Here is a 21,832-nt window from a genome sequence, read left to right as displayed (position 1 = left end):
GCACCGACGACGTCCCACCCATACGTCGCCTCGCAGGCGGCTTCTACTGCTTCCGGGCTCGGCGCGAGGAGCGATTCGGCCGTGTAGGGCGGCCTGCTGCGTCCTTAGCCTGGCGCTCTTCAGCGATGCTCTGCAGCATGTCGCGGACCATCCAGGACTGTCCGCCGAGCTCACGGAATCTCTCGTACTGCTCTTCGCCCAGGTACCAAGCGGCGATGTCGACGGCGAAGTTCGGGAGCTCGGCGAGTTCCTCCTGCTGCTCGTCGGTGAGCATGGTCGGGTCGGGGACGACAAAGTTGAATACCTCGCCCTTGTGCTCGCCTTCGGTGGCGCGGAAGTTGAAATCGATGCAGTTGCCGTCGACGCCGGTGGCCTCGGTCTTCTGCTCGACAAGCTCGGTCATATCGAAGGTCATGGTGGCAGATCCTTTCAGGATGGAAGATTGGGTCGGCAGATCCCTTTACGGGTGAAGCTGGGGTCGGCCCCGGGCGGATCTGCCAGGTGTCCCTCCCGGGGCCGGGGTCCGTCACTTGGACGGGGTGAGTTCCTTGCTCGGAACGGTGAGGTTGCTGGCGAGGGTCTGGCCCTCCGACGGGCTGTCTCCGTCGTCGCCGCCGTTGACGTCGTCGCCGGGGCCGTCCGCGGACCAGGAGTTGGAGAACAGCCAGCGGTTGGTCTTGCCCTCCAGGGACTTGCCGTCCTCGCCTGCGGAGGCGTACTCCGGGCCTGCCGGGTAGCCGGACAGGGTGATCTGCAGGCCGATCATCTCGTCGCGCTTGATCGTCAGACCGGAACGCTCGGTGACCTGGGCGTCGTACATCGTCAGGCGCATGGCCTTGTTGTTGTCGATGACGTCGAGGATGACCTGCTGGTGCTCGAACTCGGGCACGCCGCCCTCGTCGAAGTACCAGGTGTCGTCCTCCTCGTTGACGACGATCTGCCCGCCGGGGACGCCGAAGTACATCGCGGCGTTCTCCTTGGTGAACTGCCACAGGGTGACCTGGACCGTCTTCACAGACTGGGTGATGTCGCGACGGATCGCGGTCATCTCCTGCCACGGGATGTACTCCTGCGTGGACTCGTCGAAGTTGATCGTCACGCCGTCCGGGGACAGGTAGCCGAGGTTGCGGTAGATATCGGTGTCGTACTTCGACTTCAGGTCGTTCTTGGGCTTGGTGCCCAGCGGGGCGACGCGCATCGAGCCGGTGACGCCGACGCGGGCTGCTGCTGCCTTGAAGCCTTCGAGTGCAGACTGCTCTGCCATGGGATTTCCTCCTTGGGTTAGTCCCGCTCGGAGCGGGTCATGATGGTGGCCTCGACACCGATGCGCCGCACGTACGGCGAGATGTCGGGGCGGGTGGCGAATCGGGGGCACTCCACGGAGCTGACCGCGGACCCCTCGATGTGCGGTAGGGCGTGCAGGATCTCCCGGACCTTGTCGCCGACCGGGACGGCCTCGGCACGGGACGGGGCGACGACGTCGATGTCGAGGGCGATGCCCTCGATCACCGGTCCGCCGAATCCGCCCCAGGCCGAGCGCTCGGAGCTGGGCAGCAGGTCGATCGACACTGCCGGCAGGTTCTCCTCCAGCTCGTGAGGCCGGGGCATGCGGTCGGCGACCCAGATGCCGTCGCCGACGTTGGCCCCGACGATGCCGATCACCCACTTCAGCGGGTCAGTCATCGCGTATGCCTCCGTGCTGCCGAGCGCAGCGCACGGATGCGCTTGGCCTCGGTGGAGCCGTACTCCTCGTCGGCAGAGTCGGAGACAACGTCCATCGAGTAGCGGCCATTCGACTGCGGCGCTTCACGCAGGGTGATCGTCGCGTCACCGCCCTCCTTCGCTGTCGTCCGGCGCGCCTCGGCAGCGACCTTCGTCGCTACCTTCCGCACACCGGCACGCAGCTGGGTGGACTGATTGACCTGGGCGAAAATCTCGTCAGCATCCAGGTCGACGTTCTTGTCGGGCATGGGGCCTCACTTCCGTACGCCGCGCACGAGGACGAGGTCGGCCTCGGTGTGCGGCAGGATCTGGGTGCGCCAGCGCAGGGGGGTGCCGTCGAAGATCAGCGTGATCCCCCACGAGTCGACCCGGAGACGATCGCCAGAGACGACGTCCTCGGGCAGCTGGTGCGGTGGCGGGGTAAACAGGCGGTAGGAGTCGGTGACAGCACGGTCTGTGGTCGTCTCCTCGGACTGTGACGCTTGCGGCTGCACGGACACCGGGTACTCGACGGGAATCTCCGTCGGGTTGTCCCAGTCGTCCTCCCAGCCGCCGTAGTCACCGCGCTTACGTCCCGGGCGCACGATGGTGACCTGCTCGCTGAAAATCACGGCTCGGCCCCCAACTCGTACGCACCAAGCACCCGCCACTCCGACGACTGCGGGGTCACCCCCTGCGCCGCCCCGACGGAGATACCACCGACCGACATCTGCTCGGCCGGACGAGCAGCCCGACCGATCATCTGCACGACCACACCGATCAGATCCGCCGGGCGGTCAAAGCCGTGCTTGATGTCCACCTCCAGCGCCCCCAGCCCGGCGCGGTGGCGCGGGAGTTGGAGGAGTCCGTCGGTGGACCAGGTGTAGGCGGTGGTGGGTGTGCCATTGATGCGTACCGCGGTGATGTCCTCGACGTGCAGGGTGGGCAGTGTGAGGAGTGTGTCGCCGGCGGTGTCGAGGCGGAGGGTTTCAGTGCGGACGGGCCAGACGTGCCAGCCGCAGAGGGATCGGACGGAGGCTACTGCCCGGTCGATCTGCTCCTCGGTGGCGGTCTGTTTGGTGACGTTGGCGACGTGGTCGGGGGTGATGCCGTGGTCGGGCATCGGCTCACCTCCTATCTCGTCTCCGGGGTCCAGGCCTTGTTGATGGGGACGTGGGTTTTCTCTGTGTCGTCGAGGACGGCGTCGGGGTAGTCCCGGGCTGCGTCGTCGGCGGTGAGGTAGCGGTAGACGTGGCTGCCGCCGGGGAGGTCGAGGCGGTAGAGCCTGCGGTTACTCACCGGACTCGCCGCCGTCGTCGGCCCCTGCTTCGGCGGCGAGGTTCTTGAGTGTGGTGACCTCGTCGTCGGTGAAGGGGTTGGCAGCGTCGCTGCCGTCCTGTCCGTCCTGTCCGTCTTCGCCGTCCTGGCCTTTGAGGGAGTCGAGCCATTCGGTCTCGGTGCCCTGGAAGCCGTTGTCGACGGCGATCTGGTAGGCCGACTTTCCGTCGGTCCCGTCTTGGCCGTCCTCGCCGTCTTGGCCGTCGGCGGGCGGGTCGGCGTTCTCGAGGGTGTTGATCCGCTTGCCGTGGTCGACGGTCGCGGAGTTCCAGTCGTTGAGGACGGATGCCTCGAGCGGGGTGTCGGGGTCGTCGTTGCGGAAGCTGGTTCCGTCGTACTCAGCCATGGTGGACTCCTACTTCTTCTTGGACTTGGTGCTGGGCTTGGCCGTGGGGACGGTCCCGGCGCCGGGCAGCGTCATGGTGCCCGGCGTCAGGATTCCCCCTGGCCGTCACCCTCTCCGCCGTTGCCGCCACCGGTGGTGGAGCCGAGCTGGCCCTGGACGAAGGCCTCGGGCACCGGGACCATCAGGCCCAGGCGTTCCTCGGCGCGGAGGGTGACCAGGTTGTGCTCGAAGTCGACGTCGTTGGTGTTGGTGGAGTCGACACGCAGTCCGCCCTTGCGCAGGACGGTCGCGCCCTGGCGGAATGCGCCGAGGACGTAGCGGCCCTGCGGGACGGCGTTGGTGGCGACGGTGCGCAGTCCCCAGACCGGCGGGTCGATCAGGATGCCGCCGACGCCGTACTGACCGTTGGCGAAAGGCCCGCCTGCGACGTACTGACCGTTGGCGTCCTTGTGCAGGCGCATCTCGGCGTAGTTGATCGGGTTGACCATGAAGGCATCCGCCGTGAGGTTCGTGGCTGCCGGGATCTTTTGGATCGCACGGAACAGTCCGTCGAACTGCTCACCGGTGTCGTCGGTGTCGATGTCGAAGGTCTGCAGACCGTCGCGGTTGAGCAGGCCCTGCAGGTTGGAGCCGGTGCCGTCGCCGCGGAGCAGCTGCTCCTCCTCGACGACGCTGAGCTCGTAGATCAGCTGCTGGTTGATCCAGTCAGCTACGAAGCCGTAGTCCTCGATCATCTCGTCGGACAGCTTCGTCAGCGCGGCGATCTTGGACAGCGACTCGGTACGGACGTCGAACTCGTCGAACTTCACGTACGGCTTACGCGCGCCCTCGGCAACAGTGCCCGGCGCGCCCTCGATCATGCGCTTGGCTTTTTCGACGAGGTACTTGATCGTCGGGAGGGTGACGGTGGCGGCGCCCATGAGGTCGGCGGCGACGAGGCGCTCGCGGCGGGCGTTGACGATGCCGCGCTGGACCTGGGTGCCGTAGACGGTGTTGAACTCGTCGGACAGGTTGGTGGTCTTGTGCGGGTCGTCTGCGGCCTTGGTGCCGTCGAACTCGGGGGCGGAGAACTCGATGCGGCGTCCGGCGGCCTGCTCGGACAGGCGGTCGCGGGCCGACTTCACGAAGTGGGCGCCGATGGTCTTGGCTTCGGGCTCGGCGGCGTTCTTGCGGCCGTCGGCGCCGCCGTCGAGGTTGAGCGACCGGAGGCGGTCGAGCTGGGCGGCGTCCTCGTCCGCCTTCTTCAGCTTCTCGCCGAGCTCGTCGACCTTGTCGAGGGCGGCTTTGACCTCGGTGGACTGATCTTCGGTCAGGCCGGCGTCGAAGTCGTACTTGGCGTGGAGGTCCTGTGCAGCCTTGACTGCGGCCTCGTACTGCGCGCGGAGGTTCATGGGTGGGTCCTTTCCAGAAGGTCGAACTTGGACTGCAGCCAGCGGGCGCGGGCCGCTTTCGCCTCGGTCTCGTCCGAGTCCGGGGCATGCGAAGACCCCGGGGACTTGGTGTCCTCCGGGGTCTCGGGGTCGGTGTCGTGCTTGCTGTCGCCTGGCGGTGACAGCGCCTGGCGGAGTTGGTCGACGGCTCCCTTGTCGGCGGCGTCGAGGTACCGGGCCATCGCCTTGACGGCGAGGATCTCGGTCTCCTGGTTCGCGCCGATGGGCACGACGGAGCATTCGTAGAGAGTGAGCTCGCGGAGCTCGTAGACGTGCTCGCCCTCGACCTCGGCCATGCCGCCCTCCTTCACGTCGAAGGCGAACGACATCTGGCTCAGGCGTTTCTCCTTGAGCAGGCGGTAGACCTGGGCGCCGGTCGGGTTGTCGAGGTCGATCTTCGCGCTGATTTTCAGCCCGTGATCGTCCTCTTCGGCCTTGGTGATCGAGCCGATGTTGCTGAATGGGTCGGAGAAGTTGTGTCCGTAGAGCAGCGGCATGGTGTTGCCGCTGGACTCCCAGTCCTCCAGCGTCTTGGCGAATGCGCCCTTGCGGATGACGTCGCCGTAGGAGTCGATGTTGTCGAACACGCTGGCGTAGGCGGAGAACTCGCCGTCGCCGTCGTCGGAGCCGTCGGCTTTGACCTGGACGGTCATGTCCTTGACTCGCATGGACTCACCCCCTTTCTCCCCCGGCAGGTCCGGTGGGTCGTCGTACCACGACCGGATCCGGTCGATGGTGTGGTCTGGTCGGCCCTCGCGTTCGGCGCGGGCTATGCACTCGTCGACGCCGGGGTCGCAGAGGTGGAACTCGGCGCCGACGCCGGCGAGCCGCTGGATGGTCGAGTCGGACGGGCGGGCGTTGATCAGCCACAGCTCGTCGACGGTGGTCTCGGCGTCGAGAGCCCAGCCCATCAGTCCGCGGCGCATCGCCAGGACGGTGTCGACGACAGCCTGCGGGGCGTCGTGCTTCACCAGGTCACCGGCGACGGTGTCGGCGACCCGGTCGAAATCGAACCGCGGCGTACCCGGAGGGGCGTTCTGCTCGACGAACGTCGACTTACCGGAGGCTGGTGGGCCGACGACGACGTGGATGGTCATGACGACCGCCTCCCGAGGTCGCGGTGGAACACCGTGGCGTCCTCCCCCAGCTCGGTGACGTAGGCCAGCAGCGCCTCGGCGCCGGCGACGGAGCGGTGGATGCCCTCGTTGCACTCGATGACGACGGTGACCTGGTCCTGTTCCTTGACGAGCCGCTGGGCGAACTGCGCGGCGAGCAGAAGGTAGGAGAACAGCACCGGGTTTCGTGTGAGCACGCTGGTCTGGATGGTCGGGTGCCGACCGTCGAGCTGCCGGTGTCCCGGCGGCGGGGTCGGCCACTCGGTGGCGTCGAGGTGGATGTCGCAGGGCTGGGCCTGGTCGTACTTCTTGCCGATGGAGATGATCGTGATCACTGGCCCTCACCTCCCGACTCCTCGTCGTCCTGGTCATCCGTGTCATCCGTGTCTTCCGTGTCTTCCGTGTCATCCCCCGGCGCGCCAAAGGCGGTGTTGAGCGGGCGTGCCAGTTGGTCTCCTCCGTCGAGGTGCGGCAGGTTGTTCATGCCTCGGGCCTCGTTGACGGTCATCCACGGAGCGCCGACGGCGGTCGAGGTGACCGCGGCCTTCTCCTCGAAGGAAGCGCGGAGCTTCTCCTCGAGGTTGAACTCGACGTAGATGTCGTCGTCGACGCCGAGGATCGGCAGCGCCCACTGGTTGAGTGCGTCCTCGATCCGCTTGATCTGCGGCCCCAGCGAATCGCCGTACAGCGAGCGTCGGAACTCGCGGACGTTGGAGTAGTTGGCGTTGTCGAGCAGTCCGACCTGCGTCGGGTTGACGTGGTAGACGGACGCGACGGTCTGCAGGGAGAGCTTGGTCATGTCGACGACCTGCTCGTCCTGCGCCTTGAGGTGGGCCGGTTTGAAGTCCATGCCATCCTCGAGGACCGGGGTGCCGCCGGCGCCGGATCCGCGGCCGGTGTACTGCGACTGCCAGGAGCCCTTGAAACGCTTACGGGCGGCGTTGTCCCACTTCGGCGCATCCTTGGGCCGGGTGATGACACCACCGAGGCGGGCGCCCGACTTCCAGAGCTGCGACCGGTAGGCCGCGCCCTCGAGCTGTTCGCGCAGCGTGTCCTTGAGTGCTTCGACCGGAGACGAACCGGTCTTCATGGTGAACGGGTCGTAACCGTGAAGACGGACGATTTTGCGAGCGGGGATCTCCAGGTGCTCGCCGGTGGACGGGTCTGCCATGACCATCGACCTCATGGTCCACGCGTCGTGCCAGCGGAAGCTGACCTGCCAGGTCGGCGAGATCGGGGAGATCCGGTATCCCTCGTCGGGGTGGTTTTCAACGATCCAGATGAACTCGTCGTACAGGGACAGGTCCATCAGCGACCGGTAGATCAGGTCGTAGGTCAGCATCGACGGCGACGCCTTCTTCATCAGACGGGCGACCGGTTCATCGCGGACGCGCTCCCGGCCGCCGTCGGTGTCGTGACGGTAGGCGTGCAGGTTCACCGACGCCACTGATCGGGCGATGAAGTCGCAGACGGTCCGTAGGTGCGGCTGCTCGCGCCAGAGTTGCTCGACGGACATCTTGTCGATGTCGCGGGCGATTCCGGCGAAGATCGGCGCGGCGAGCTCGTCGGGCTCGGGCGCACGCAGGGGTGCGCGTCGCAGCCCGAAGTAGTCCAGCATTCCCATGCGGGGTGCCTCCTCACACGATCATCAGATCGCCGTCGTCGAAGTCGTCGAGGGTGTCGTCCAGGTCGTCGTCGTCCCAGTCGTCGCCGGAGTAGGCGGACTCCTGCTCGTCGACGATGCGGTTGCCCATCCACCAGGCGATGTTGGATGCCACGAATGGCGTGACGTCGCCGGTGGATTTGTCGCGGTCCCAGATGAAGGTGTCGCCGCTCTTGCGGTCCTTGACGCCGTTGGCGGCGGCTTCGAGCAGCGTCGGGGTGGTCGGTGCGGACGGGTCGCGTCCCAGCCATCGCACGTTGCGCTCCTGAATCGCGGTGAAGTACCCCAACACACTCGACGTCATGTCGGTGCCCTGCCACTCGGCGACCTCGATGCCTGCCTCGCGCAGCAGCGGGGCCAGCGCATTCGAGGGGCTGCCCTTGACCTGGATGCCGACGGTGCCGGAGAACCAGGTCGACTCGCGTGCTTTCAGCCAGGCGGGCACCCATCGGTACCCGGCGCGGGAGGCGACGACCTCGATGTGCCATTGCCCGTCGGGCCGCTGGGCGGCGATGACGATGTGGGCGTGCGTACCTTCGGTGGCGACGTCGACGCCGCAGTAGATGGGGGCGTCGTCAGCCGGGCGAGAGCCCGGATCAGCGAGAGCATCCCAGAGCTCCGGGGGGATCTTGCCCGGGTCGAGGGATTCGACCCACTGGCAGAGGTTCTCGGTCTTGAACTCGTCATCCTCTTTGCCCTCTCTCTCGGCGCTGACGTCGCGCTCGGTCATGCGGCCGTGGCCGAGGTCGGGGTTGGCTTGTGCCCAGCCGGTGCGGTCGTCGATCGACAGGTCGGGGTGGGCGGACCACTCGAAGATGCCGACGGTGACCGCATCGGTGTCGCCGGAGTTGATTGCGTTGATGCTGCGGGTGCGCAGGCTTTTGAGCACGACCGAGCGGGCGTCGCCGGCGTTGGAGGTGGCGACGTTGAAGCCGATCACCGGGGACATCGTCGTCGAGGACAGGGCGGTCCAGCCGGTCCAGGTTTTATGCTCGCGGAGCTCGTCGAGGTAGAGCATGTTGACCGTCTTGCCGCGGCCGGCGTTTCGATCCAGCCCGGCGATCCGGTAGACCCCGGTGCGCGAGCGCAGGGCCTCGAATCCGTGGGCGTTGGAGGTCCGCTTCATGCGCTTGCGCAGTTTCGGGTGAGCCTCGCACTCGTCGCGGACCTCCTCCCACAGCTCGAAGGCGTCGTTTTTCGTCTGGGCGGCGCCGAGGATGTACGGCAGCCGCTTTCGGAACAGTGCCCACTTCAGCAGCACCTTGGCCCAGTGCGTTTTGCCATTCTGCCGCGCGACCAGGACGAGGATCGTCTTGAAGCGCAGTAGCTCCTCGTCCCACAGCTCGGGCTGGTCCGGGTACTGGTCCCGGATCCGCTCGGGCGGCAGCAGCTCGAGGGCGTGGATCGACAGCCACTCCTGCCACTCGGTCAGCGGCTCGCGCAGGATGTTCTTGGCGAACCAGATGACGTCGTAGCCCCACGACGTTTCCTTGGTGAGCTCTCGCAGCGGCGGGGTGAACAGGCGCGGGGCCGTTGCTCCCACAACCGCCATGTGTCACCAGTCCTCGTCGTCATCCTCGCCGTCGAGGCCGAGATTCTTGCGCCCCTCCGGATTGAGCCCCAGTGAAGTCAGGATCTTGTGCAGCGTCGGCATCGGCACGCACGACGCCCGGTGGATCATCTCGGGGTTGCCCGACTCGACCGCGGTGTCGATGACGTTGGCGAGCTCGTAGGCCAGGGCGATGTCGCCGGCGTCGGTGTCCTCGAGGTGGTCGGCCAGCTCGATCGAGCTCTTCACCGCGGCGTGCATCTTGCCGCTCAACGGCTCGGTGCCGGTGACCTCGTAGGCCGGTTCGATGTCGGACATGCCGACCTCCTTTCTCGGGTGATCCCTCTACTCCGCGCGCGACCCCCCTTCGCTCACGGGGAGAGAGGCCCCTCCACCCCATGTCACTCGCCGCGGAAAATCCGATTCGTGATTTTGACCGCCCCTCCCCCGCCGGGCTGCACACCTGCGGCAGCCGCGCCGGGGTCACCAGGCGCGGGTCTGCGGGCCGAGCGGCAGGGGCACGTCCCGCTTGCCGCGGGCTCGGTTGCACGAGCAGTGGGCCGGTCGCAGGTTGTCCCAGTCGAGGGCGAGCTCCGGGGCGACGTCGCGCGGCACAGCGTGGTCGGGCTCGAAGGCGTCCGAGGTCTGCGCCGGGGCGTCGTAGGCGATCGGCTGATGGCACAGCCAGCAGACGGCGCCGAGCTCGCGGCAGTGTGCCTTGAACTTCCGGGCGAGGTCCTTGCCTGCCCGGTCGCCCCATTGGTCAGCCATGATCCGTGACGTCGCCGTACTCGGTGCGATTCTCGTCCTCGATGATGACGGCGGAGTCCCAGCGGCCGCGGTTGTACAGGGCGAGCTGCTTCCTGCCCTCGCCCCGGACGCGGAGGAGTCCGTCGTCCTCGCTGTAGGACACGGCGTCGCGGTGGATGCGATGGTCCGTGTCACCTGGGAGGTGCGGGATGTTGACTCGTACTGCCATGCCTGGGCTCCTCTTCCTCGGTGGGGGTTGATACGGATCGGCACCAGCCACGCGCATGCATGGCTGGTGCCTGACCGAACGAATCCCCACGATCCACTGTGCTCACTTCACTGACCACTCGGGGCGCAGCAACTGCACCCCTGGCATGACTAAACCCCGGTCCACTCACCGTCGACCACGAGGGTCGAGGGAGTGGCCGGGGTCCACATCACACTGACGACAGTCTAGCTATGGAAGCGTGACAGATGTCAAGTCAGCTGGTCACGACGTTGCTACATGAATCGGTAGAGCGTCACGGTCTCGCCGGAGGACATGAGCTGGCTGCCGACCTCGACGAGGATGCCGCGGTGTCGCCACTGCCGCACTGTCCCCGCCTTGAAGCCACGCTCGACGAGGTACTCGACGGTGACGATGCTCGGCATGTCGACAGCACGGGCAGCAGGTGCGGGGTGGATCTCCTCGCGCAGCTCGGCCTCCAGGTCCGACAGCTCGACGACACAGTCATCTGCCCACGGACGGTCGAGCAGCTTGGCCCGGTGTCGGTTGAGCCACGCGCACCATGCCGAGCCGTGTGCCTCGTGCTCGATCAGGTGGATGCCTCGATGATCGACCAGCCGTAGCGACAGGTCGTCCGAGAGGTTCACGCACCAGCCCCAGACTTTGGCCTCGACGTCCTCGACCATGCGACTCAAGCTGGTCAGGTTGCAGGGGTCACGAGGGCCGGGTGCCTTGGAGCTGGCACCCGAGCTGGTGCCCGATGCCGGCGGCAATCCCGAGTCCTGGAGATCCTCGCGGATGGTGTGGATGTGATCGGCGAGACGACGCAGGACGTCACGCAGGTCATCAGGTGTCATGCAGCAGGGTCCTTCCGCAGGGCGTGGGTTACGATGGAAGCGCTTGACCAAAGCATCCTTGCCGGTAGCCCCGCTGCCTGCCGCCCCGTCTCCTGCTAATAACAGGGACGGGGCTTCTTCACGTCCGCAGCGTCGGGGTGTTGACCGCGTACGAACCGACGTCGGTGTAGTCACCCTCGTCGAGCACCCACAACCGCACCGGGACGTCATCTCCGCGGGTGAGCACCTCGGTCTCGCCACAGTGCGGGCAGCGAAACGCAGTGAGGTGCATCCAGACATAGCGCTGACCTCTGCGCACGCGCCGGGTGCGGAAGTCGGCGAAGGTTCCGGTCTTGTAGATGCGGCCGACCTTGACCGAGGGGCGGCGGTCTCTCCCGCATCCGCCGCAGATGTTGACGTCGGGCTGGGGCGGGCAGAAGTGGATCAGGGGCGACGTTTCCCAGGCTGACTCCCACTCGACGTCGTGACCGTCCCAGCGAGGTGGCAGGTCATGGTGTGAGTTCACGGTGCCACCCATCGATCTTGTCGTAGTGCTGGCGGACGTAGTCGGCGCTCATGCCGGGACCTCCGTTGGCTCAAAGCGGGTTTTCATGTCCATACCCTCCTATATTCTTTCGAACATGTCTTCGGATTCATACTCGGACCGTCTGCGCCTCGTCGCCGTCGAGACCTGCCCTACGCACTGTCCCCACGGCCACTCGTGGAGGCCAAAAGGCTCGTGCCGTAGGGGGTGGGCCTCACCAGGTGGGTGGCTACCTCGCGAGCAGCGCTCCATCGCACCTCACATGATGTGGACGTGCGAGACGCCGGGGTGTGACGGCGAGGTGCACCATGACGGGGTGACGAAGGCATCCGTGGTGATGCGCCAGTGCGACATCCCCAAGGACTTCAACCTCACGAATCCGAACCTGAATCGACCATAGGTTCGTAGATGCGGGTCATGCCGCCACCTCTGGCTCCCACAGGACAATGACAGGGCCACGGGCGAGAACCTCTGCGCTGCTGGCCTTCCTTGTAGACGCGGTTCCGTACCAGCCGTCACCGTCGTCGCCGTGCTGTAGCGCGTACCGGGTGTTCACTGACAGGACAACGGCCTCCACAGGCAGCTTATCCAGAACCTCGGGCCGGTCGATCACCCGGCGCACGTCCGGCACCAGGCGAGAGACGAGGGTGACGGCGGTGTCGGCGCACCACCCTCCGGAGCCCCGCGTAGAGAGGGTGAACGTCTCCCACGCGTGAGGTTCGCCGCAGTTTCGCAACCCGAGTAGGCGCTCCTCCTCGCCCTCCACCTCGACGATCCACGCCTCACCCATCGGCACGTCGGCGGGGTCGGGCAGGGCAACTGGCAAGGATTCCTTGCTAGTTCGACCCCTGGTCAGGCCGTTAAGCGCCGCAATATGGTCGCCAATCTCCCTGCTCTGTTCCTGGATGCGGGTGTCATTCTCCGCGTTCAGTGCAGTCAGTCGCTTCACCTCGGCGTCGAGGCGTTCGATCTCATCGTCACGCTGCTGTAGTTCGGCGGCGGAGCCGTCCACTATGTCCTGCAAGTCGTTCCGTTCCTTCTCGACGACTTCCACACGATCAGCGAGGGAGACGAGCTGGTGCTTCAGCTTGGACTGCACCGGAAGCCCGGATGCTGCCTCCCGCAGTTCGTCGGCGAGACTCTTCGGCGGGGCGGGCCAGACGTCGAGGATGACCTGCCGGACGATTCCGGCTTCACGGTGAGGCGTGTCGGCAGGGAGCATGTCGCACCAGCGATGCATGGCTTCGACGTCAGCCTCGCTGATGTCCTCGGGGTAGACCTGGTCAGACATCAGGGGACTCCTCCTGTGTGTCGGACTGGCCCCCTTCGAGACCAGCGATGAACTCGTCGAGCGCAGCCGCGGAGATCATACGTCGCCGACCGATCTTGACCGAGCGAATCTTTCCGTCTCGAACCAGGGCGAACAATGTGGTGCGTCCAAGGCTCGTGGCCTCCATGGCTTCTTCAATGCTGTAGAGCTTCTTCTCGAGTTCAGGCATTGGGGTTTTCCTTCGGTTGTGCGGCGGCAGCCAGCGCGTCGGATGCGTTCTTGGCCTGCCACGCGGGCATGTTGATGGTCACGGCGTTGCCGAGCTTGTCGACGGCGAGGACCTGGACTCCGCCGCCGTTGGTGCGGGTGATCTTGTGGATCGCTCCTCGCAGGTTCCACTCGGCGCGACCACCCAGCAGGCGCCTGCTCGAGCGTCGACGGTCAGGCATCACGGCTCCTCAAGTCCCGCGCACCGGACAGCAGGAAGTCCCCTAGCTCCTCGGCTTCATCCGCGGTGAGATACAGGCTGGTGAGCCGGGACGCTACGCCGAGGCCACCACGGGCGATGACGATCGTCCCCTGAAGTTTTCGTACATGCCCGTATTTCCGCCCGTGCGTCGGCCACCAGCACCCCTCACGGTCCGCTAGCGGCAGGTCCGGGATCGGCCAGTCATCGATCAATTCCAGGACGCTTTCCCACTCGCCCTCCGTGAGTTCGGGGTGGTCTTCCCACAGCGGCTCCTTGTGGTGGGGGTTGCGGACGAGCATGGTCACCTCGGCGTGCGCGATGCGGCGTAGTTCTTTCTCACTGGTCACCACGATCACCTGTTTCGGTAGAAGTCGTCAGGCTGCGCCGAGTACCCGGCGCGCCGGGCGCGTCGGTGGGCCTCTTGGAGAGATCGGAGTCGTGCTTCTGTCCCGTCGGGGCCTGCGACATGGATCGTGGTTCGGGGTCGTTTGGGGTCGGGGTCGAGGTGGTCGGCGATGCGTCGGAGGAGGTCTCGGGCTGCTCGTCGGAGTGTGCGTCCGATGCGGGTGAGTGCGTCGCGGATGTGGTCTGGCATGGGGTGGTCTCCTTGTCGGGGATGGGGTGGGTGGTGCGGTGGGCGTCGGGGCTGATTCGGGGTGGGTATAGGTCGTCGTCCTCGGCGGGGTGTCGCCATTCGAGGACGTCGAGGCGGTCGTCGTGTGCTTCGATGACTCGCCATTGGTGGGCGTTGTCGTGCCGGAGGTCGTGGATGCGGGTCGAGAGCCACGATTGGCGGATGATGCTGGTGAAGTAGGCGACGATCAGGAAGATCAGGACGATGTCGGTCGGGCTCACTGGTCGTTCTCCTTCTTGCCGAGGATGGCGTTGAATAGCGCGGTCTCGTGGGCGTTCTCCCCGTGGTCTTCCCGTTCGTGCCGGGCTGCCAGCGCCTCCGCGAGCACGCGGATATTGCGTAGCTTCTCCGCCTGGTCGATGACGGTCTGCGCGAGATCCGGGGCAGCGGCAGCGAGAGGGAGGTTCCCGGCGGGGTTCAGCCAGTCCGGGTCTCCCCCGAGTCCGTCGTCGTAGGTGGAGAGGGCTTCCTCGTCTTCACCTACGACGACGTTGGTCGGTATCGCGTTGGGGTGGGTATCGCGGTACAGCAGGCCCCACGGCCCGGGTGTGGCCCCGGCGATCAGGGCTTTGGCTTGGTCTGCGGTGATGGTCACTGGTCGTTCTCCTGTGCCTGGAGCGCTAGGAGGATGTCGGAGGTGCCCAGCTTGCGGACGGAGACCGGGTGTCCTCGGCGGATCGCGCGGCCAATGAGTCGGCGGGCGTGGCGTCGCCTCCAGACGACCCGCGCTCTGGTGATCAGTCTGACCGTGGGGTCCGAGTCGTCGGACCAGTCAAAGCGAGTGGTCTGAATTACGAGTAGCTGTTTCATTGTGGGGGTCCTCTCGGGGTTAGTGGGTTCGGGTGATGTGCCAGCCGACGAGCCAGCGGGCCATGCGGGTACGCCATGGCAGGCGGCGGATCGGTCGGGTGTGCGGGGTGCGGGTCATGCGTCGTCCTTCCGGTCTTTCTTCCAGGTGATCCACTCGATGTGGTGCGCTACCCGGACACCCAGGGAGGTGATCTCCCCGTCAGCAGTCAGAAGACCGCAGTGGACCAGATCGTCCTTATCCCGCCCCGGGGTGGTGAATCCGTCGTAATTCGCTCTCACCAGGATGTTCTGCCCGTCACGGGAGGACGGGACGAAATGAGACCAGTCGATCGTGTAGTTCAGATCCACGTCATGGAATCGGGCCCGGTCGATGGCGGTGGTGATGATCTCCTCTGCGGGCCGGCAGCGGTCTATACCGTGTTGGACGGTGTCGATCATGCTGGCGGTGTCGAGCCGAAACGGGTGCTCCTTGATTCGCGCGCAGAGTTCGTTGAGTCGGCGCCACTCGTCGGGGGTGTAGAGCAGCGGGACGATGTCCTGTACTGGACTCATGTGCAGATCGTCTCCAGGAGCTCGCGGATCCATTCGCACAGTGGGGACCAGTCGATCGCGCCGACGATGCGGCCGACTCCGTCCGGGACGCTGGTGTCCGGTAGGTCGCTCATGAGTGCTCCAGGATGGTTTCGAGGTCGTGTTTCGACCGGATGGGTGGGGTGTGGTCGGCTGCGCGGTGCGGCAGGCACATGTCGGTCTCGGGGTGGCGGGTGCGATGACCCTGGGTGCCGGTGCCGCGGTCACAGCCGGGGACGGGGCAATGTGCGGTGCGGAACTCGTCGATCACTGGTCCTCCTGGGTGTCGTTGGCGCGCATGAACTGGGCTGTCATTCCGTACTCGAGCGTTTCGGCGGGCAGGGTCAGGACTTTCAGCAAGTTCGCCTTGTTGGATTCCTTCGTGGGGTTGCCGGTGCAGTCGATCCCCCCGAGGGCCTGTCGGGCGACGTCGCCGAGGGCCTGGGCGAGGATGACCAGCGCGCTCATTTCGCTGCAGTCGAACGCCTCGACCTTGGCGACGAAGTGGTGTCCGCCGACGATCTGGGAGAAGGCGTCGGTCTTGAGGTACGCGCTGAGCACCAGCACGGGGTCGGCGGAGAGGTCAGCGGGGTCCGGGTCGTTCTCGATCATGCTGTGGCCTTTCCGTCGATGTCGCAGGTGAGGCAGCGCCAGTGCCAGGTCTCGACGCCGTTGGTGTCGTAGGGGGCGTGGCCGGTGGTGTAGCGACCGCAGCCGGGGCAGTTTTTCTGATGGTGGTGATTGCTCACGGGGTTCTCGCTTTCTCGAGGGCGTAGTCCACGGCCTCGCGGTAGGTGTGGCACAGCGCTCCGTCGCAGTGGTCATCGTCGGGGACGGACCACCACCAGCCGGAGTGCGCGCCTTTGAAGACCAGCCACCCGGCGGGGACACCGAGGAGGAGGTTCAGGAAGTTCGTCGGTGCGGTCGTTGGGTGGAGCGTGATGGTCGTCTCGTAGGTGTCAGCGACGTCGATCGTCGGGGCGTGCTGCCAGAGCCGCGGCGCTTCGGGCATGTCGGGCTCGACGGTGACGCCGTCGGGGTCCAGGCGCCCGAGCGGGCGGAAGGAGCTTCGGTCGGTGCTGCCGACCGGGGCCACGAAGACGTCGCCGAGGACTGGCCCGAGGCGTCGTCCGTCGTCGTAGACCGTGCGGTCGGTGATGTGCCGGCGGGCGTCGTGCGCGTCGAGGACGGCGCGAGTCAGCCCTGGGCGGAGCTGGGTCATTCGATCTCCTCGATTCGCTCGGTGCGGAGGTACCCCGGTTTGTCTCCCCAGAACTTCTCCAGCCTCTGTGTCGCCTCGGCCCAACTGCCAGCGATGACGACGACCACAGAGGGCCGGAACGGGGCTGAGTGATGCTCGTGCTCGTGAATCCGGAACGTGTACCGGCATTTGTCGGTGGTGCTCACAGGCCCACTCCCCTCTCGTCGCTGATGACCAGCCAGAGAGCAGCCGGGCCATGGGTTCCTTTCGGGTGGATCTTCGGCATGAGCTTGGTCATGTACTCGCTGGTGTCGTCGGCGACGATCCCGGCGTCGACCAGTCCGTCCCAGAGCGGTTTCGCGGTGGCGAGGAGGTTGTCCTCGTCGCGGCGGCGTCCGTCCGGTGCGATGTAGTGCAGCCGGGTGGTGATGTGCTCCAGGCCCCGCGGGATCTTCATGGACCGGGCCCGCTGGCAGGCCTCGCCGCGTAGTCCGTAGCGGTGCGGCTCGGCCTTGGACCAGTGCCCGCGGTCGTTGAGCGACAGCGGGGGCTTGGCGTAGGACAGTGGCATCGTCCAGGTCGTCATGCGGTACCTCGCTTCGATCCGGAGGGCTCGGCGGTCATCAGACCGTCGCGAATGAGGTCGTTGGCGTAGGCGTCGTGGGTGCAGCGCATGACCTTGCCGTGACCATCACCGGTGAGTCCGTTGGGGTCGCACTCGTCGCAGGAGTCGATCGCTGCGCGTCGTGCGACCTGCTGGCGGGATTTCTCCGTGTCCCGCTGGCGCTGTGCGGCCTGGGCCTGTTCGCGGGCTCTGCCGCACCCTCGGCACGGCGGTGGAGCGTCGACACCGGTGTGGGCCGCGCAGCGGGCCCGCCGGGGTTCGTCGATCCACTCGTCGGGGATTGAGTCGGGAGGGGGCGATGCGGTCGGCTGCGACGCCGGCCCGGACGGGGTTGTCGACGAAGTTTTGTGACCCCCTTCCCCTCTCCTTCCTTGTATCTCCTTCAATGAATCTCCTTCGTGTACCCCACAGGGGATAACCCCCGTCCCCTGTAGGGGATAACCCCCGTACCCCACAGGGGATAACCCTGTGTCTTTTTCTTGGGGGGGTTGTACCCTGTGGGGTACAGGGGGGTCGACTTGATCGGCGGGCTGTGGTGCCGATTCAGCGGGCCGGATCCGGTCGTAAATCAGGTACCCGTTGGACGTCTGTTCCTTGAATCGCTCGTCTTTTCCGTAGCCGATGTTTCCGTCCTCGTCCTTGAATCGGGGGAAGGATCGGACCAGGCCGGCTTTCTCGAGTTCGAGGATCGCTGCGTCGACGGGCTTTCTGGTCTTGTAGCCGAGGCACTCTGCCAGAGTCATCCGGGACGGGTGGGACTTGCCGTCGGCGCCGGCGTACATCTTCAGCACGGCGTACAGCGCGATGGCGGTGGCGTGCTTGAGTTCTCGGAGGACCTCGTAGGGCACGGCGGCGAACATGCGTGAGTTGTCGACGACGTCGCTGTGCGGGTCGCTATGAGGTCGGGGCTGGGCCATCTGTGCTGCCTCCTTTCGTGAGTGTCGTGAGGATGGTGGAGATCGCGGTGGCCGATGTCCGGGTGAGGACCAGGGGCCGACCGCGCTGGCAGGTGGGGCACGCGAACCACCCGGCGACGTCGCGCGGGGTGAACTCGCGCTGGTGTCGGTGTGGGTGCCGTCGCCCGTCATGGACGGGGCGGGAGATGATGCGGGCCATGGGTCAGAAGGGAGGCTCCGAGCCGTCGTCGAAGCCGCCTCCAGCCTCGGGTGCGCTGCTCCACGGATCGTCGTCTGTGGCCCCGCTCCACCCGCCGAAACTCCCCTGACCACCCGGCGCGCCGCTCGTCTGGTTGTTGCCAGAGTTGTTTGAGTTGTTTCCGGCGTAGTTGTTGCCTTGGGTCTGACCTGCGTAGTTGGGGTTGTTTGAGTTGTTTCGCGGGGTCCTGGTGACCTGGGTGGTGGCGTACTTGAGGGACGGGCCGACCTCGTCGACTTTGATCTCGTAGACGCTGCGCTTCTCGCCTTGTTCGGTTTCGTAGCGGCGTTGTCGGAGGGTGCCGGTGACGATGACGCGGTCGCCTTTGGACAGTGAGTTGGCGGCGTTCTCTGCGGTCTGGCGCCAGGCGTTGCAGCCGAGGAACAGGGGGTCTCCGTCTGTCCATTGGTTGGCTTTGGAGTCGAACCAGCGGGGTGTGGAGGCGACGCGGAAGTTGGCGACGGGCGTGCCGCTGGGTGTGTAGCGGAGGGTCGGGTCCTCCACCAGATTTCCCACGATGGTGATGGGTGTGTCTCCCTGGGCCATGTCAGGCTCCCTCCTGCAGCAGGATCTCTGCGAGCTTGCCATTGACGCGCTCGGCGAGGTCGTCGAGCTCGACGCCGGCGTCGTATTCGTCGTTGGGGGTGGTGCGGGTCTGTTGGACGATGTCCCAGAGGTGCGCGCAGGTGGTGACGATCAGTTCCCATGCCGTGTCAGACCAGGGGGCCTGTGAGATCTCCGGGACGTCGTCGCGGGTGGCGGGTGCGCGGACGATCCAGCCGAGTGGTGAGCCGATGATGCCCATCTGGGTGAGCACCTGTGCGGCGTCGCCGATCGGGATGCCCGGGCCGACGCGGGCCGGCACGAGGAGGCCTTGGCGGGGTCCGGTCTTGGCCTCGATGATGTGACAGGCGCGGGGGTCGTCGGAGAACACGCGGCTCTCGGGGTCGTGGGGTCTCGGCGCTCGCGGGCGGAACACCGAGTCCGGGGTGACGATGTGCGGGAACCCGTGCTCCTCGATGTGCGGGTTGCGGTAGCAGGGCTGAACCTCGAAGTAACCGTCGCTGTGTCCGGTCTCCCCCGCCCAGTACTCGACGAGGGCAGGCTCGGCGGCATGCCCCCAGCGGTACAGCTTGCCGGAAAACTCGTCTGGCTCCGGGGCGTCCATGGGGTCGATCAGGTGGTCGTAGATGTCGTGGATGGTGCGGCCGTGCGGGTCGACCCCCATGATCGCCGGCACTTTGCTGGCGGAGATGTAGGAGTCGTGCTCGCGGGTGCCTGGCTTCGGCGGGCACGCGATGAACTCGGAGGTGGGTGTGGTCACTGTTGTCTCCTGAAGTTGGTAAGGATCGTTCGTCCCTCCGCGGTGGGTTTCCACCCGGAGTCATTCGGTGCCCCGGACCACCGGACCAGTCCCGCAGTGGCGAGGACCTTGGTCACGTCGGTGGCCTGTGGGGTGCGCCGGGCGGGGTCAGTCACCGCGGTGATGCCTGCAGCCAGGGCGGTCAGGTACTCGCGGAGGTCGGATGCCTCGCTCACCCCCAGTGCTCCCGGTTCGCGGCCCACCTGGTCTCGATGTGGACGGCGACCTGGCGGCCGAGGTCGGTGGGCTGTCCGTCTTCGGTTACGAGGCGGCGGGATACCAGCCCGATCTTTGTGCTGCCGGTGGCAGGCGTTCCATGGCGGGCGTCGACGAGCGCCTGCTGTGCAGTCGGCGACGGCGGGACATGATCGGCGTAACTCGGTGTAGTCATGCTGTTCTCCTACTGAAATCGGGGATCCTCGGACGCGACCGCGAGTCACCCGCGGACGGGCTATCCAGCACCCGGCGCGCGGCGTCAGCGTGCTCGGAGCAGAAGCAGAAGCCCCTCCCCCATCCGTTGATCAGGTGGCCGGGTTCGCTGCAGCCGGTGTAGGCGCACAGTCCGTCGGAGGTGACGAGTCGGTTCGCTCGCTGGGTCAAGGCTCGTTTGATGGCGCTGCGGAGTCGGCTGGCCTCACTCATGGCGTCGGACCAGGTGCCCCAGCTAGTGGAGCCCCACATGCTGGTCACGTCCCACTCGCCGGTGTACTTGTTGCGACTGACGTTGACGTACTGGCTCACGCGGCAGCACCCCGACGCCCGGCGGTGTACAGCTGCCGGCCGGTCGTGACATCGACGTAGCCGACCAGGCCGAGAGCGACGACAAGTGCGTCCAGCTTCTTCGACGTCACCTTGCGACGCTTCCCCGTGCCCAGGTTCCGCAACGTCGAGTGGTCCACCCGCAGGATCGCCGCGAGTTCATCCCACCCCGTAGGTCCGATGTCATGGTGCGTGGCATACAGCCGCTCGCGCCGGGCGTTGATCTCGTCACGCACGATCGGCGGGCACGGCAGGACGCGGTTACCGGTGTCGCCCGTCATCGGCGATCCACCACCCCGAGCACCACGACAGCGACCAGGGCAGCCACACCAGTGACACCGACCCACCCCCACGCATGCCACGCCTGGGCTGCGACCAGCAGGGCGAACCCACCACCGAGGACGAACGCAATCACGATCGCGAACTCCGACTCCACCAACTCCCGCACCGACGGCTCCCCCGGCTCCCGGCGCGCCGGGTGGTCTTGTGAGGCGGGGTGGCGGGCGATGTCTCGTTGACGGGTGTCGTTATGGGGTTTCATGTGTCACCTCGGCTTCTTCTACCCTTTTCGCTGGTGAGTGGGACACGAGGACGGGGTCTCCTGCCCGCAGGTAGCGGTGTCCTCGGTACTCCAGGACGGGCGGTGCTGGGATCAGGTCGAGGCCTCGGTCGAGCTTGCTGATCAGGTCGCCGATGTTGACGTTGAGTGCGCGTGCCCAGGCGACGAGTGTGTCGAAGCGGATGGTGGAGGCGTCGTCCTCCCATCCGGAGATGGCGGAGGCGGAGACTCCGGCCTTGCGGGCGACGCTGCTCTGGGACAGTCCTCGCTGCTTGCGATGCCAGGCGAGGTGCTCACCGATCTTCTGTGCATAGTTCATGCTGCACCTCCGTCCAGCACGTAACGATGCCCGTTCTGATGGATTGTGGTCGGAGCGGTTACCAGCGGCTTCCCGTCATCGAGGTGTGCAATAAGCTCGGAGAGCTTCAGGCCCACGGCGTCGCACCAGGCATGTGCCTCATTGAGGGAAATCGGTCGATTCCCGCCCTCGATCTTGGAAATGACCGTCGTGTGCAGGCTCGTCCCAAGAGCCTCGTTGATCCGGTCTCTGATGTGACCCTGGGTGATGCCGCGAGCCTGGCGCGCCTGTGCCAGCCTCGTCGCGATCTGCTCTGAATAGTTCATGCTGCTGCTCCCTGGGGGTTCTTCTGGTGCTGGAGTTCTTGGCGGCGTTCGTCGAGGATCTGTGCGGCCTCGGCGCGGTCGAGCCCGCTGGCTTCGAGGACGGGTTTGGCTTGGACGCGGGGTTTCTTGCCGTCGTAGCGGCCGCCGTAGCCGTCGGTGCCGGCCTTGACGCGCTCGTAGAGCGTGGTGGGCGGGATGCCGAGGAGCCACGCGGCGTCTGGGATGGGCAGCATGCCCGGTAGTGTGGACATTGGCTCTCCTCTCTTGGGTGGGTCGGTGGCACCGCCGACGCGAA

43 protein-coding genes are annotated in these 21,832 nt (G+C 66.3%); all 43 read right to left on the bottom strand.

Going from position 1 to position 21,832, the window contains the following annotated elements:
* Nucleotides 1–43: 43 nt before the first annotated feature.
* Nucleotides 44–415 carry a hypothetical protein gene (locus FS507_RS05260; RefSeq protein ID WP_145941753.1) on the bottom strand — a complete coding sequence of 124 codons (372 nt, stop codon included), beginning with the start codon at nt 413–415 and terminating at the stop codon, nt 44–46.
* Nucleotides 416–526: 111 nt separating this feature from the next.
* On the bottom strand, nt 527–1,264 hold the full coding sequence (locus FS507_RS05255; RefSeq protein ID WP_145941752.1) for a hypothetical protein: 738 nt from the start codon (nt 1,262–1,264) through the stop codon (nt 527–529).
* A 17-nt stretch (nt 1,265–1,281) separates the two neighbouring features.
* Entirely contained in the window at nt 1,282–1,683 is a 402-nt protein-coding gene (locus tag FS507_RS05250) for a hypothetical protein (RefSeq protein ID WP_145941751.1), read from the bottom strand.
* Entirely contained in the window at nt 1,680–1,970 is a 291-nt protein-coding gene (locus FS507_RS05245) for a hypothetical protein (protein WP_145941750.1), read from the bottom strand. The genes FS507_RS05250 and FS507_RS05245 overlap by 4 nt, the downstream gene beginning before the upstream one ends.
* Nucleotides 1,971–1,976: 6 nt before the next feature.
* Nucleotides 1,977–2,333: a hypothetical protein gene (locus FS507_RS05240; protein ID WP_145941749.1), complete on the bottom strand. Its 357-nt coding sequence runs from the start codon at nt 2,331–2,333 to the stop codon at nt 1,977–1,979.
* On the bottom strand, nt 2,330–2,824 hold the full coding sequence (locus FS507_RS05235) for a hypothetical protein (RefSeq protein WP_145941748.1): 495 nt from the start codon (nt 2,822–2,824) through the stop codon (nt 2,330–2,332). Before FS507_RS05235 ends, FS507_RS05240 begins: the two co-directional genes overlap by 4 nt.
* 11 nt (nt 2,825–2,835) lie before the next feature.
* Nucleotides 2,836–3,000 carry a hypothetical protein gene (locus FS507_RS17550; RefSeq protein WP_186314563.1) on the bottom strand — a complete coding sequence of 55 codons (165 nt, stop codon included), beginning with the start codon at nt 2,998–3,000 and terminating at the stop codon, nt 2,836–2,838.
* Nucleotides 2,993–3,385 carry a hypothetical protein gene (locus FS507_RS17545; RefSeq protein WP_186314562.1) on the bottom strand — a complete coding sequence of 131 codons (393 nt, stop codon included), beginning with the start codon at nt 3,383–3,385 and terminating at the stop codon, nt 2,993–2,995. The genes FS507_RS17550 and FS507_RS17545 overlap by 8 nt, the downstream gene beginning before the upstream one ends.
* A gap of 86 nt (nt 3,386–3,471) precedes the next feature.
* Nucleotides 3,472–4,776, bottom strand: a complete 1,305-nt coding sequence (locus FS507_RS05225) for a phage major capsid protein (RefSeq protein ID WP_145941747.1) — start codon at nt 4,774–4,776, stop codon at nt 3,472–3,474.
* Nucleotides 4,773–5,912: an HK97 family phage prohead protease gene (locus FS507_RS05220; RefSeq protein WP_145941746.1), complete on the bottom strand. Its 1,140-nt coding sequence runs from the start codon at nt 5,910–5,912 to the stop codon at nt 4,773–4,775. Before FS507_RS05220 ends, FS507_RS05225 begins: the two co-directional genes overlap by 4 nt.
* A complete protein-coding gene (locus tag FS507_RS05215) occupies nt 5,909–6,265 on the bottom strand; it encodes a RapZ C-terminal domain-containing protein (protein WP_145941745.1) in 357 nt (118 codons plus the stop codon). The genes FS507_RS05220 and FS507_RS05215 overlap by 4 nt, the downstream gene beginning before the upstream one ends.
* Nucleotides 6,262–7,554: a phage portal protein gene (locus tag FS507_RS05210; protein WP_145941744.1), complete on the bottom strand. Its 1,293-nt coding sequence runs from the start codon at nt 7,552–7,554 to the stop codon at nt 6,262–6,264. Before FS507_RS05210 ends, FS507_RS05215 begins: the two co-directional genes overlap by 4 nt.
* A gap of 13 nt (nt 7,555–7,567) precedes the next feature.
* Nucleotides 7,568–9,145: a terminase large subunit gene (locus FS507_RS05205; RefSeq protein ID WP_145941743.1), complete on the bottom strand. Its 1,578-nt coding sequence runs from the start codon at nt 9,143–9,145 to the stop codon at nt 7,568–7,570.
* Between the two features lie 3 nt (nt 9,146–9,148).
* Nucleotides 9,149–9,460 carry a terminase small subunit gene (locus FS507_RS05200; protein ID WP_145941742.1) on the bottom strand — a complete coding sequence of 104 codons (312 nt, stop codon included), beginning with the start codon at nt 9,458–9,460 and terminating at the stop codon, nt 9,149–9,151.
* Between the two features lie 165 nt (nt 9,461–9,625).
* On the bottom strand, nt 9,626–9,913 hold the full coding sequence (locus tag FS507_RS05195) for an HNH endonuclease (protein WP_145941741.1): 288 nt from the start codon (nt 9,911–9,913) through the stop codon (nt 9,626–9,628).
* Entirely contained in the window at nt 9,906–10,121 is a 216-nt protein-coding gene (locus FS507_RS05190) for a hypothetical protein (RefSeq protein WP_145941740.1), read from the bottom strand. The genes FS507_RS05195 and FS507_RS05190 overlap by 8 nt, the downstream gene beginning before the upstream one ends.
* 272 nt (nt 10,122–10,393) lie before the next feature.
* Nucleotides 10,394–10,975: a hypothetical protein gene (locus FS507_RS05185; protein ID WP_145941739.1), complete on the bottom strand. Its 582-nt coding sequence runs from the start codon at nt 10,973–10,975 to the stop codon at nt 10,394–10,396.
* Between the two features lie 118 nt (nt 10,976–11,093).
* Nucleotides 11,094–11,480, bottom strand: a complete 387-nt coding sequence (locus tag FS507_RS05180; RefSeq protein WP_145941738.1) for a hypothetical protein — start codon at nt 11,478–11,480, stop codon at nt 11,094–11,096.
* A 433-nt stretch (nt 11,481–11,913) separates the two neighbouring features.
* Nucleotides 11,914–12,789, bottom strand: a complete 876-nt coding sequence (locus tag FS507_RS05175; RefSeq protein WP_145941737.1) for a hypothetical protein — start codon at nt 12,787–12,789, stop codon at nt 11,914–11,916.
* On the bottom strand, nt 12,782–12,997 hold the full coding sequence (locus tag FS507_RS05170; protein ID WP_145941736.1) for a helix-turn-helix domain-containing protein: 216 nt from the start codon (nt 12,995–12,997) through the stop codon (nt 12,782–12,784). The genes FS507_RS05175 and FS507_RS05170 overlap by 8 nt, the downstream gene beginning before the upstream one ends.
* The gene (locus FS507_RS05165) at nt 12,990–13,217 is read right to left on the bottom strand and encodes a hypothetical protein (protein WP_145941735.1); all 228 of its coding nucleotides are present in this window, start codon (nt 13,215–13,217) and stop codon (nt 12,990–12,992) included. Before FS507_RS05165 ends, FS507_RS05170 begins: the two co-directional genes overlap by 8 nt.
* Nucleotides 13,210–13,584 (bottom strand): hypothetical protein, encoded by a 375-nt coding sequence (locus FS507_RS05160; protein WP_145941734.1) that lies wholly within the window; start codon nt 13,582–13,584, stop codon nt 13,210–13,212. The genes FS507_RS05165 and FS507_RS05160 overlap by 8 nt, the downstream gene beginning before the upstream one ends.
* Nucleotides 13,574–14,092: a hypothetical protein gene (locus FS507_RS05155; RefSeq protein WP_145941733.1), complete on the bottom strand. Its 519-nt coding sequence runs from the start codon at nt 14,090–14,092 to the stop codon at nt 13,574–13,576. Before FS507_RS05155 ends, FS507_RS05160 begins: the two co-directional genes overlap by 11 nt.
* Nucleotides 14,089–14,466 (bottom strand): hypothetical protein, encoded by a 378-nt coding sequence (locus FS507_RS05150; RefSeq protein ID WP_145941732.1) that lies wholly within the window; start codon nt 14,464–14,466, stop codon nt 14,089–14,091. The genes FS507_RS05155 and FS507_RS05150 overlap by 4 nt, the downstream gene beginning before the upstream one ends.
* On the bottom strand, nt 14,463–14,681 hold the full coding sequence (locus tag FS507_RS05145) for a hypothetical protein (protein ID WP_145941731.1): 219 nt from the start codon (nt 14,679–14,681) through the stop codon (nt 14,463–14,465). Before FS507_RS05145 ends, FS507_RS05150 begins: the two co-directional genes overlap by 4 nt.
* Before the next feature lie 114 nt (nt 14,682–14,795).
* Nucleotides 14,796–15,233: a hypothetical protein gene (locus tag FS507_RS05140; RefSeq protein WP_145941730.1), complete on the bottom strand. Its 438-nt coding sequence runs from the start codon at nt 15,231–15,233 to the stop codon at nt 14,796–14,798.
* 109 nt (nt 15,234–15,342) lie between these two features.
* The gene (locus FS507_RS05135; RefSeq protein ID WP_145941729.1) at nt 15,343–15,522 is read right to left on the bottom strand and encodes a hypothetical protein; all 180 of its coding nucleotides are present in this window, start codon (nt 15,520–15,522) and stop codon (nt 15,343–15,345) included.
* The gene (locus FS507_RS05130) at nt 15,519–15,863 is read right to left on the bottom strand and encodes a hypothetical protein (protein ID WP_145941728.1); all 345 of its coding nucleotides are present in this window, start codon (nt 15,861–15,863) and stop codon (nt 15,519–15,521) included. Before FS507_RS05130 ends, FS507_RS05135 begins: the two co-directional genes overlap by 4 nt.
* Nucleotides 15,860–16,000, bottom strand: coding sequence for a hypothetical protein (locus tag FS507_RS17540; RefSeq protein WP_186314561.1), 141 nt, complete (start codon nt 15,998–16,000; stop codon nt 15,860–15,862). Before FS507_RS17540 ends, FS507_RS05130 begins: the two co-directional genes overlap by 4 nt.
* On the bottom strand, nt 15,997–16,473 hold the full coding sequence (locus FS507_RS05125) for a hypothetical protein (RefSeq protein ID WP_145941727.1): 477 nt from the start codon (nt 16,471–16,473) through the stop codon (nt 15,997–15,999). Before FS507_RS05125 ends, FS507_RS17540 begins: the two co-directional genes overlap by 4 nt.
* Nucleotides 16,470–16,658 (bottom strand): hypothetical protein, encoded by a 189-nt coding sequence (locus FS507_RS05120; protein WP_145941726.1) that lies wholly within the window; start codon nt 16,656–16,658, stop codon nt 16,470–16,472. The genes FS507_RS05125 and FS507_RS05120 overlap by 4 nt, the downstream gene beginning before the upstream one ends.
* The gene (locus FS507_RS05115; protein WP_145941725.1) at nt 16,655–17,038 is read right to left on the bottom strand and encodes a hypothetical protein; all 384 of its coding nucleotides are present in this window, start codon (nt 17,036–17,038) and stop codon (nt 16,655–16,657) included. The genes FS507_RS05120 and FS507_RS05115 overlap by 4 nt, the downstream gene beginning before the upstream one ends.
* The gene (locus tag FS507_RS05110; protein WP_145941724.1) at nt 17,035–17,994 is read right to left on the bottom strand and encodes a helix-turn-helix domain-containing protein; all 960 of its coding nucleotides are present in this window, start codon (nt 17,992–17,994) and stop codon (nt 17,035–17,037) included. The genes FS507_RS05115 and FS507_RS05110 overlap by 4 nt, the downstream gene beginning before the upstream one ends.
* Before the next feature lie 202 nt (nt 17,995–18,196).
* Nucleotides 18,197–18,778 carry a single-stranded DNA-binding protein gene (locus tag FS507_RS05105; RefSeq protein WP_145941723.1) on the bottom strand — a complete coding sequence of 194 codons (582 nt, stop codon included), beginning with the start codon at nt 18,776–18,778 and terminating at the stop codon, nt 18,197–18,199.
* A 1-nt stretch (nt 18,779) separates the two neighbouring features.
* The gene (locus tag FS507_RS05100) at nt 18,780–19,556 is read right to left on the bottom strand and encodes a YqaJ viral recombinase family protein (RefSeq protein ID WP_145941722.1); all 777 of its coding nucleotides are present in this window, start codon (nt 19,554–19,556) and stop codon (nt 18,780–18,782) included.
* Complete coding sequence (locus FS507_RS05095; RefSeq protein ID WP_145941721.1) at nt 19,553–19,771, bottom strand: hypothetical protein; 219 nt, start codon at nt 19,769–19,771, stop codon at nt 19,553–19,555. Before FS507_RS05095 ends, FS507_RS05100 begins: the two co-directional genes overlap by 4 nt.
* Entirely contained in the window at nt 19,768–19,986 is a 219-nt protein-coding gene (locus tag FS507_RS05090) for a hypothetical protein (RefSeq protein ID WP_145941720.1), read from the bottom strand. Before FS507_RS05090 ends, FS507_RS05095 begins: the two co-directional genes overlap by 4 nt.
* On the bottom strand, nt 19,983–20,336 hold the full coding sequence (locus FS507_RS05085; RefSeq protein ID WP_145941719.1) for a hypothetical protein: 354 nt from the start codon (nt 20,334–20,336) through the stop codon (nt 19,983–19,985). Before FS507_RS05085 ends, FS507_RS05090 begins: the two co-directional genes overlap by 4 nt.
* Nucleotides 20,333–20,635 carry a hypothetical protein gene (locus tag FS507_RS05080; protein WP_145941718.1) on the bottom strand — a complete coding sequence of 101 codons (303 nt, stop codon included), beginning with the start codon at nt 20,633–20,635 and terminating at the stop codon, nt 20,333–20,335. Before FS507_RS05080 ends, FS507_RS05085 begins: the two co-directional genes overlap by 4 nt.
* Nucleotides 20,632–20,895: a hypothetical protein gene (locus FS507_RS05075; RefSeq protein WP_145941717.1), complete on the bottom strand. Its 264-nt coding sequence runs from the start codon at nt 20,893–20,895 to the stop codon at nt 20,632–20,634. Before FS507_RS05075 ends, FS507_RS05080 begins: the two co-directional genes overlap by 4 nt.
* Nucleotides 20,882–21,232 carry a helix-turn-helix domain-containing protein gene (locus FS507_RS05070; RefSeq protein WP_145941716.1) on the bottom strand — a complete coding sequence of 117 codons (351 nt, stop codon included), beginning with the start codon at nt 21,230–21,232 and terminating at the stop codon, nt 20,882–20,884. The genes FS507_RS05075 and FS507_RS05070 overlap by 14 nt, the downstream gene beginning before the upstream one ends.
* On the bottom strand, nt 21,229–21,537 hold the full coding sequence (locus tag FS507_RS05065) for a helix-turn-helix domain-containing protein (RefSeq protein ID WP_145941715.1): 309 nt from the start codon (nt 21,535–21,537) through the stop codon (nt 21,229–21,231). The genes FS507_RS05070 and FS507_RS05065 overlap by 4 nt, the downstream gene beginning before the upstream one ends.
* Nucleotides 21,534–21,788, bottom strand: a complete 255-nt coding sequence (locus FS507_RS05060; protein WP_145941714.1) for a hypothetical protein — start codon at nt 21,786–21,788, stop codon at nt 21,534–21,536. Before FS507_RS05060 ends, FS507_RS05065 begins: the two co-directional genes overlap by 4 nt.
* Between the last annotated feature and the right edge of the window lie 44 nt (nt 21,789–21,832).

Source organism: Corynebacterium glyciniphilum AJ 3170, assembly GCF_007673095.1.
Lineage (GTDB): Bacteria > Actinomycetota > Actinomycetes > Mycobacteriales > Mycobacteriaceae > Corynebacterium.
The sequence above is the reverse complement of the archived record's forward strand: the minus strand, read 5'-3'. Positions and strand labels throughout refer to the sequence as shown.